The sequence below is a fragment of the Porcipelethomonas sp. genome (genome assembly GCF_051893655.1).
Lineage (GTDB): Bacteria > Bacillota > Clostridia > Oscillospirales > Ruminococcaceae > Porcipelethomonas.
Map to the genome: position 1 here is coordinate 1 of NZ_JBJFHN010000060.1, position 9126 is coordinate 9126.

4 protein-coding genes are annotated in these 9126 nt (G+C 39.3%); all 4 read left to right on the top strand.

The window, feature by feature from the left end:
* Positions 1-380 precede the first annotated feature (380 nt).
* Positions 381-1337: a hypothetical protein gene (locus ACI4WO_RS03460; RefSeq protein WP_439806163.1), complete on the top strand. Its 957-nt coding sequence runs from the start codon at positions 381-383 to the stop codon at positions 1335-1337.
* Positions 1338-1351: 14 nt separating this feature from the next.
* Positions 1352-2113 (top strand): hypothetical protein, encoded by a 762-nt coding sequence (locus tag ACI4WO_RS03465; RefSeq protein ID WP_439806164.1) that lies wholly within the window; start codon positions 1352-1354, stop codon positions 2111-2113.
* 44 nt (positions 2114-2157) lie between these two features.
* Positions 2158-3186 carry a hypothetical protein gene (locus ACI4WO_RS03470; RefSeq protein ID WP_439806165.1) on the top strand — a complete coding sequence of 343 codons (1029 nt, stop codon included), beginning with the start codon at positions 2158-2160 and terminating at the stop codon, positions 3184-3186.
* Between the two features lie 14 nt (positions 3187-3200).
* The coding region (locus ACI4WO_RS03475) for a hypothetical protein (protein ID WP_439806166.1) at positions 3201-9126 on the top strand (5926 nt) is incomplete at its 3' end.

Consider the following 9126-nt stretch of genomic DNA (forward strand, 5'->3'; position numbering starts at 1 on the left):
TGTGAATTTGAGAAAATTTTATGTGCATAAGAACAAATTACACTATTTATTATACCCTCTTGCTATTATTTTGTCAAGCAGCATAAATTATGGGAACACGATATTTCGACGAGCTTTATTTACTCGTTGAAATACCGTAAATACTGTGGAAAAAGCACAAGTGACTGTTGACATTTATACTATTTTGTGGTATCATGTACTATATATAAGTATAACTATTTGTAGAACATTGTCGCATCGTCAAATGATTTCTTATAGATTATGCGAACTTCTTTTGGTTTATTGTTTATAGAAATATTCAGAACTTACAAAGGTATCAAAAACAGGATTCAAGTCTGTTAGGATATACTGTACTATAGTTTACATAGGAGGTCAGGCATATGAAACAGTTGATAAATAATCATAAACAGTCTGACGTTTCTGATGAGTTAAAACAGAAAAAAAGGGTCAGAAACGCCCTGTTGATTAAATTGTCAGTCATGCTTGTTATAACTATTATTGTTATATTTTTATTCATTTCTGTTGCTTGGTTTACTATGAATAGAGAAGTTAGCGGGAATGGTATGGAGATGGCAGCACAAGGTGATAATTATACGCTTGAAATGATAGGTAATTCCAATGGACTGTATTATGATACCTATCATTCCGAGGTGATGGATTCTGATTCGGTTATATGGACAATGTGTCCTGCAGATGGTAATGGCATAGAGCAGAATTTTGGAAATTATGCAGCAACAGAAGATGATGGAATCTATCCTGGATGCAGCGGGTATGTATCATTTAATATCATACCAAATGTTGAGAGCGAAATTTCACTCAATTTTGCATTTGAGTTGCTGGGATACAACGCAGAATCAAATGATGAAAATGGCATTAACATGGTACCGTTGGATAAAACCGAAGATGCGGATGTAATAAACTATTTGAACGGACATATTCTGCTGTTTGAAAATTATGATAAAGATACTAAAAAATACTCCAATCTGATTCAGACTTCCGAAGATATGAAACGAGTTATGACAAAAAAATTTAATGGCAAAGATACGAAGACTCAGGTTGATATTTATTGGGTATGGCCGCTGACGCTGAGCAATTTGATTAAAGTTGATGATGCAACAGAGTTGCTCTGCAGTGAAAGTGACATGACCACAATGGAAAGTTTTATTGTTTCAAATCCACAGTACTTCATGAGAGGTATCACAGTTGATGAAGATACTCCATTGACCGTTGATGAGCTCAAAAACAACTACGCTCTTTACGGCAGCAAATATGATCAGGCAGATAATATTATCGGAGTTCGTGTACGTTATCTGCGCCTGAAAATGACAATTTCGTGAAAGAAGGTGCATCGATGAATCGCATAAAAAAGATGTATCAGAATTTGAATAAAATGCAGAAAATTCAGGTGGTTCTTGCATCCGTCATTACTCTCATATTTCTTGCAGAAATTCTGGTTTATGCATGGTTTGCTCTTTCATCGAATAAAGCGGAAACTATGACAAAGGTACAGGAGCCTAAAAATCTGGATATTCGAGCCGGCAACGCTGAGTCAATTGAATATTTTGATCTGAACGATATAAATATCGAGGAGATAACTGCAGATTCTCCAAAGTGTTATGTTTTCTGCGTAGTGACCGGAAGCAGTAAAACATTATATGATCTCCAGATTGCACATACAACTAATATTCCATTTACATATACTCTTTACAGGGCTGAAGTAGGTACTGAAGAGGATGCCAATACTGTACCCTACATCACACATGACAGCACTCCTGAAACAATTTACTACAAGCGTGTCGGGGAGGAGCTTAAGTTAACGTCTCTTAATGATGATAAGGATAATATAGAAAACTATGGAAGAAAACTTGGCGAAAAGAATGATAAATACTATGATCTTGTGTATAATGCTGATGACTCTCCTGAGATATATGCAGTTGCCAAATATGAGCAGGTAACGGAACTGGAAACAAAGGATCCAGATCACGATTTTTATATTTTAGAACTTGGCGTTGAAACGGATAATAGTGCAACAGGATTTCTGAAATGGAATAGTAATGAGAATAATAAGGAGACGGATATTATCTACATTACTGCCAACAGAACAACTAGATAATGATTAGTAAATGAGTAAAATTGAAGATGCACAGAGGTGATAGAATGAAAACAATTCTGCATAAAATAGCCAAGTACTGGCCGTTGATATGGTTAATACTATCTATTTCTGCTGTACTCGCATTGACAGTTTTAGGTGCATATACCGGCGTAAACTCGGTAAAGCATGTACTATCAACACAGGCTCCTTCCGGTGTTTTGTTTTCATCGAATTCTCTTAAAGCGTCTACAGGCAACAGCACAATTAGCAGTACACAGCGTCTTTCTTCACAGGAATATGATATTACTGTATGTAACTACGAGCAGATTAAGGCAGCTGAGCCGAATTCGGAAGACATAACATATAATCTTACTGCATCTCTTCAAGTCAGAATTGACGACAGTTACAAGAATTTATCTGATCTTGACGAAACAAAAAAAGAAGAATATGTTAAGCTTTTAGAAAATCGTTCCTACAAAATAAAGATGCAGCAGGACGACGGCTCAGGTGATTCTGATGGATCTGAATATAATCTTGTGGATGAAGAAAATTATCAGCACATATTTACAGGATACAAACTAACAGGTAATCAGCTCTCTACTGATGTATTTCGCATCACATTTGACGCAAGTGAATTGGAAGATACCGAACCTGATTTCTATATTTTTATAAAAGCAGAACCTACTTCACCAAGCGGTATTGAATCTGTTCAGAATCTTTATTGTGCGGCACAGAGTGCATCTGAGGCATCTGCGTGGAGCGGTAGTTTGCTGGAGTCAGATTGTGAAACTGTGGATTATGACTTTTATAACTATATCCTTTCCGGAAACGGAAAGGGTACAATTGAGGTTATGTGGGATAGTACAATGTTCGAGGTAAATCCATTCTTCCTTGAAATGGAACAAACGAACGTTGAAACAATTTCTGGAGGAACCCATGCCGGCTGGTCAAAAATTACTCTGGAAGTTGACTCCACCAAAGAGAACCGTTATGATATCCAGTTATATAAGACCAGTAACGACATCACTTCATACACGGGTGCGTATAATGCAAGCCAATATATTGACTGCATTTTCACAAATGGTGTAGAATGAAAGGCGGCGGTGAAATGAAAAATAAAAAAATGAAAAAAAGAATCGCCAGTTTTATAACAGCGGCAGTAATGCTGTCCGGCATGCTTCCGCTTGAATATGTCCGTGACATAAACTTTCCTCATATATCCCTGCCGCAGCTTGCTTTTCCACAGTTGACGGCAAGTGCGGAAGATGAGTTTGTTGAAAGTAATGGCTGGGTGACAATAACTTCAGCGGCGTCATTTAAAACCTATTGCGATAACTATAATTCCGATTCTTCATTTGCCCAAAATCACCAAAATGACAATATCAACCTAAATCTGATAGACGATACTACAAATCGAGGTACATTTCCTGCTGATCTGGTTGGTCTGGGAACATCTGATTATCCTTTTGCAGGTTCTGTAATGCTGCCGGATAATGGTCAGATAGGCGATTTTACGCTTAGTATGAATGGACCTTTGTTCAGTTATGTCTATGATTCCGTAAAGCTTATATCCAATAGTGGCAACAACTCTGAAACCACCGCTGTTTTTAAGCGACTTGGCAATGTGGACAGTGGAACAAGCAAGCCTCTGCTGGCACAGTATGTTATACATGATCCAGATACAGATGCAGAATCGGCAAACTGGACTGTCAGACTTTCAAGTGATAACACCTATACTTATTCGGGTGTTATCGGAGAAATATGTAACGATGCAAAGGTAAATCTTACCTTTGAAAATCAATCAGGTAAAAATGTAGTATTCAGTGCTTCAGAAGATGATATAGATTATGTGGCAGATGCCGGAATTATTTGCGGCAAAATGGGTAATGGCTCATCATTAAATCTGACTTATACTGAATCAGATTCAGCGCTAACAACAACATCAACAATCACCTCCGAAAACGGAAACGCCGGAGGTCTTGTAGGTACAATGGCGGGTAATGCAGAACTAACCATTAATGCAATGCCGACAACTTCCCGCAATATTACCGCTTCAAATGGATATGCAGGCGGAATAGTGGGAGAAATGACCTCTGACAACAACATTATTGTACAAACACAAACAGACGAAGCGATTGCGGTAAATAGCGGTACAGTAACATCGGCAAAAGGCGCCGGAGGATTTTGCGGACACTACACAAATAAAGTTACTACATCCTTTGATTTATCAAAATATAAAATTACCACTACTGCAGTATATGGACAATACTGCGGAGGTGTTTTCGGTGTGCTGGAAAATAATAAAGCAGAGAGTGAATCCTCCATTGAATACACAATCACTGGGGCTTCTGGGGATGCACTTACTGTCACATCCGGAACTGACACAACCTATGCAAACACAGGCAGTTTCGGAGGAGTTATTGGAAAGTACACAACAGATGATTTGAAAAACAGCCTGTTACTCACCGGACTTTCTGTAACTGCTATATCACAGGCAAGCTTTAATTCTTTCGGCGGTGCGATTGGTCTGGTGAATTCTGCGGCTTATATCAAGGCAGAAAACGTAAATATAACAGCCCAAGGAACAAATATGCGCACAACTATAAACAAAAACGACTGTCCGAATTATGCATATTTTGGCGGCCTGGTTGGTGCAACTGCAAAGGAAAATGATGAATCTGCAAATGGCGTACTTATTGATCTTGGTAGCTTCGCTCTAAGTGCAAATGAGGATTTTTGTGGCGGCGGTGTGGTCGGACAGTTTTATAACGGCGTACTGCGTCTGAGCGGCACAACAGATATGAGTAGAGCTAAGTCTGCAGGCGACTATATAAAGGAAGATAGCTATACAAAAACAAATAATAAACGTATGCGTTTTGCAAGCTACGGTCAGCTTGTGGGTACTAATGATAATGTACTTGTCTATGCACTGGGAAACGGATCAGATACAAATTGGACTTTCAATCGTTCAAGCGAAGCAGTTTCCGATGACCTGGGTACTTGGGGTGAAGTTGTAAGAATTTCGAATATTGAAACAGATGTTCTTACATTCGATTCAACGGAACACACTGTTACAATAAAATCTGCTTCTACATCTATTGGAACAGTATCTGATTTTGTAAAGACTGCCCTCAATATTCAGCTGAATCAGAGAACTCATTATGACTGTTTAAAGTTTGAAGATACTACGAATAGTACTCATGAAACTCTGCTTGCCAGTGAGATTACGCTTACCGCAGATATTGATCTTTCCGGCACAGGTGTAAACGGTTTTATGCGTGACGGCTGTGGTATTGACGTGAATAATACTGATCCGGTTTCAAAAATAGATAAAGACAAAATCGGCGATGTCGGTTCTTTTACAGGAACACTGAATGGCGGCAATCATACAGTAAAGCTTTCTATTGGCGAAATCTATGGCGAATATACTGAAGGGCAGACTGAGGGTATAGGGCAAATCTATCGTCACCAGTACAATGGCCTATTCTCAGTTGTCGGTGATGGTACTAACGTAACAGCCAATATCCAAAAACTTACAGTAGACGGAACTATCACTGTATGCAATGCAGGACCGGATGGTATGTTTATCGGCGGTGTTGCTGCACGCTCACATGGAAATGTAACACTTGATTCCATAATTGCACAAGAAACGATAAATTATTATGAGGGTGCAAACGCTCCTGTTGATAGTAGTAAAAATCTTGGAAAGAATATCGGCGGCTTTATCGGATATGTAAGTAATAATAGTATAATTGTAACTATATCCGGCATCAGTGAAGCATCACCAGAAATCAATTTAAGTGGATATCATCAAAGCTGGAATGTATATGGTGGTGCGATCGGTAAAGTTGTTTCTAATTTATTTACCATAAACATTGCACAAGCTGAAAGCGACAGCCTTACAGTTAAAATGAATTCTGATGTGTCCGGAGTTACAACTGTAGGTACAGGCTCTGACGGCGGCGGTCTGATTGGTTATATTATCAGCACAGGAAATTATAGCAATAGAGCAGTCAATATCAAAAATCTTGTTTTTGACAGCTGTGTAGTCGCAAATGCTTCTTCAGAAAAAGGCGGCGGTTTTCTCGGTTATTCATGGCTTAATACCACTGTGAAAATTGACGATGTGGAAGTCAAGGACGAAAGCAAAATAAAAAACACGCCGATTAACAATTCAAAATCTAATGATGTTGGCGTAATGTGCTATAATGCAACTGGAAAATGGACTGTTGATTCACTTACAATAAGCAATATGACCATGGATGAGGGAGCAGGTCAATCCCTCGGCATGATCGTGAACAAGGCTTATGAAGGGGATAATGGCTTGTACCTTGATGTTCTGAACAGCGGTTATACTCTTACAGAAAGCGGCATTACACTTCCGGATTCAATCAGTATATATGACGAAATAGCAGCTTATAGTGCGTCGGATGTCATAAACGGCGGCAACGGTGCAGGTGTAGTGTCTATTGATATGAACAACACTCGTGAAGGAACAGGCGTAAAAATAACAGAAACAGGTACATATCAGAATCGTATTTCAAGCAAATTTGCTATATTTGCAAATCTTAATTCACGATACTACTATAATCTTAATCATATTGATACTGATGACGGCGGTCAGTACCTGCTTAAGTGGAGCGTAAGTAAATATGCGGCAAGTAATATTAGCGGTGAATTCACTGCAACTACCAATCCGCTTGGAACGACTGATTCTGACAAAGACGCCGACCTTACAGGCTTGTCATTTTATCCTGTTCCGGATGCAGGGGACAACACAATAGGCAATTTAAACCTCACTTTTGACTACAGCATTATCAAAAGTACAGAAGAAATAATAAGTGATACAGACAGCTATGTCCGTAATCCCGGTGCAGAGAATCAGCATTATCTTATGCAGTCGGGTCTGTTTCTGAATCTGACTGAAGGAAAGACACTTACAATCAACGGTAATCTTACCCTGAATGGGAACTTCCTTTCAGTTGATTCTTACAAAGGTGTTCTCATCAGTGATACTATGAAAGGTAATCTTGACTGCTCAAGCGGATCTATCCTGCTGAATGGTATCAAACCTAACGATACAACCAGTTATCTCCTTATCAACAATATTATACGTGATAGCACTACATCTGCTTCTCTCTCAATGAAGCTGAGTAATGTCAGCACCGGAGAGGGTTACACTAAAGATGATACAACTGCTCAGATAGCAAAAAGTCTGATAGGTGCGGTATCCGGTCCCGGTCTGAGTATTGAATTTTCCAAGATAAAGCTTGATTCAAGAACTTCAAACGACAGCATTAGTGGTGCAACAGATGAACAAATAACTGTTCTTGACACTGCTTATAATACTAAAAATTCTATTTTCACTGATGCAACCTTACTTGATTCTATAAAATCAGATGATACCAGCGTACTTGTATACAACTATACATTTGATGACGACTGGGGAACAGGTACCCCAAGAAACGTCACATACGGTAAGGAAATCACAAGTTCTGTTGAATATGCAGAACAGGAAAAACAGTATTACGGTGATAAGCGCTATTATACAAATCCGCTGACTGCACCTGGTGATAGTTCTGGTGAGTTCAATTTTTCAACAGGTTTTCTGAAGTACGTGAGCACTAATTATAACAGCGACAAAGAAAATGGTCTTTACAGTCGTGAACTGAAAGTAAATGTAATGACGCTTGCTCTAAATGTAGGCTGTGGCACTTACAATGACCCGTACATCATCACAGACGGCAAACAACTTGAGGCTGTGTCAAAGTTCATTAGCGGAGGAAGTACAAGTTCCTTGTCAAAAGTAAACCTTCCGAAGGACTATGAAAGCTTTGATAGTTTAGCTGAAAACACAACAGGCAGCCGTTGGTGTACGGATAAGGACGGCAATGACTATCATGCAGAATATGTTCCGAATAGCGGTGCAACAGGCTATGAATCAACTGCAGAAGATGCGGAAGACTGGACAAGTCAAAATGTGCAGTACTACCTTGCAAACGCATATTACAAAATCAATGCTAATATCGAAGTAAGTGATTTTCTGGGACTTGGCGGTACAACGGCAAATACGGCCTTCCGTGGAGTAATTGTTGGTGAAAAGAATGAAGACGGCACGCCTAAGTACACAATAACAAATAGCAGTGATAAGCCCTTTATAAATGTTTCAAACGGCTGTGTGGTCAAGGATATCAATATTGCCGTGACAGCAGATGTTGCATTGTCACAGACAGAAAAGGGCAGTGCAAATGCCGCATTCGGTTATGTTTCAAAATGCAGCTATTACGGCGGCATGATCGGAGAGATCATGGGCGGCGACAATATCATTGATAACTGTTATGTAACATTCAAAGATGGTCAGAAAGTTACACTGAGCGGCGATTATGGTATGCTCTGCCCGGTTGGTTCTTATGTTGGCGTTATAGTGTTCGGCGGACTTATCTTCAAAAATATGGATGCTGTAACAGCGAATAGCAATGCAGGTAACTTTAAGGTATATTATACTGGAAGTGAAGAAACGAACCTTACAGCGGAATCAAGCAAAGGGGCAATCTATGTCAATCCTCTGGTTGGTCGTGTGATAAATGGTTATGCGGTCAATGAAACAACACAGTTTTCCGTGACCGAAAATAACGAGTATCATGATGATGCTGGTACAGAAAGAGCCGGCACACCTCACTCACTGAAGAATACTGCAAAGCATTATACTATAGCAGATATCAATATAAATGAAACAGAAAAGCTTGATGTCAGCAAAGTGCCGACAAGTACAACAGATGATGGAGAAATCAATATTCCGAATTCACAGGCATTGTTTGTGCTTTCTCTGATTACGCAGTCTCTTGCAGGAACTGCAAATACTGCAATCGGAGATTATAATAATTCTCTGTCTTATGGTACATATGGCGGCACTGATCCTACCGTCGTCTATGGCATGAGCCACACTGCTGACTATGATGAGATAGGAACAGATGAAACAGATAGTGCTGCTGTTTCTGATTATAATGATTCTGTTAGTAACTATGATACAGCTG

What these genes read in the sequence shown, in the direction of transcription:
- ACI4WO_RS03460 (WP_439806163.1), top strand. Translation starts at nt 381, where the DNA reads ATGAAACAGTTGATAAATAATCATAAACAGTCTGACGTTTCTGATGAG.
- ACI4WO_RS03470 (WP_439806165.1), top strand. Translation starts at nt 2,158, where the DNA reads ATGAAAACAATTCTGCATAAAATAGCCAAGTACTGGCCGTTGATATGG.
- ACI4WO_RS03465 (WP_439806164.1), top strand. Translation starts at nt 1,352, where the DNA reads ATGAATCGCATAAAAAAGATGTATCAGAATTTGAATAAAATGCAGAAA.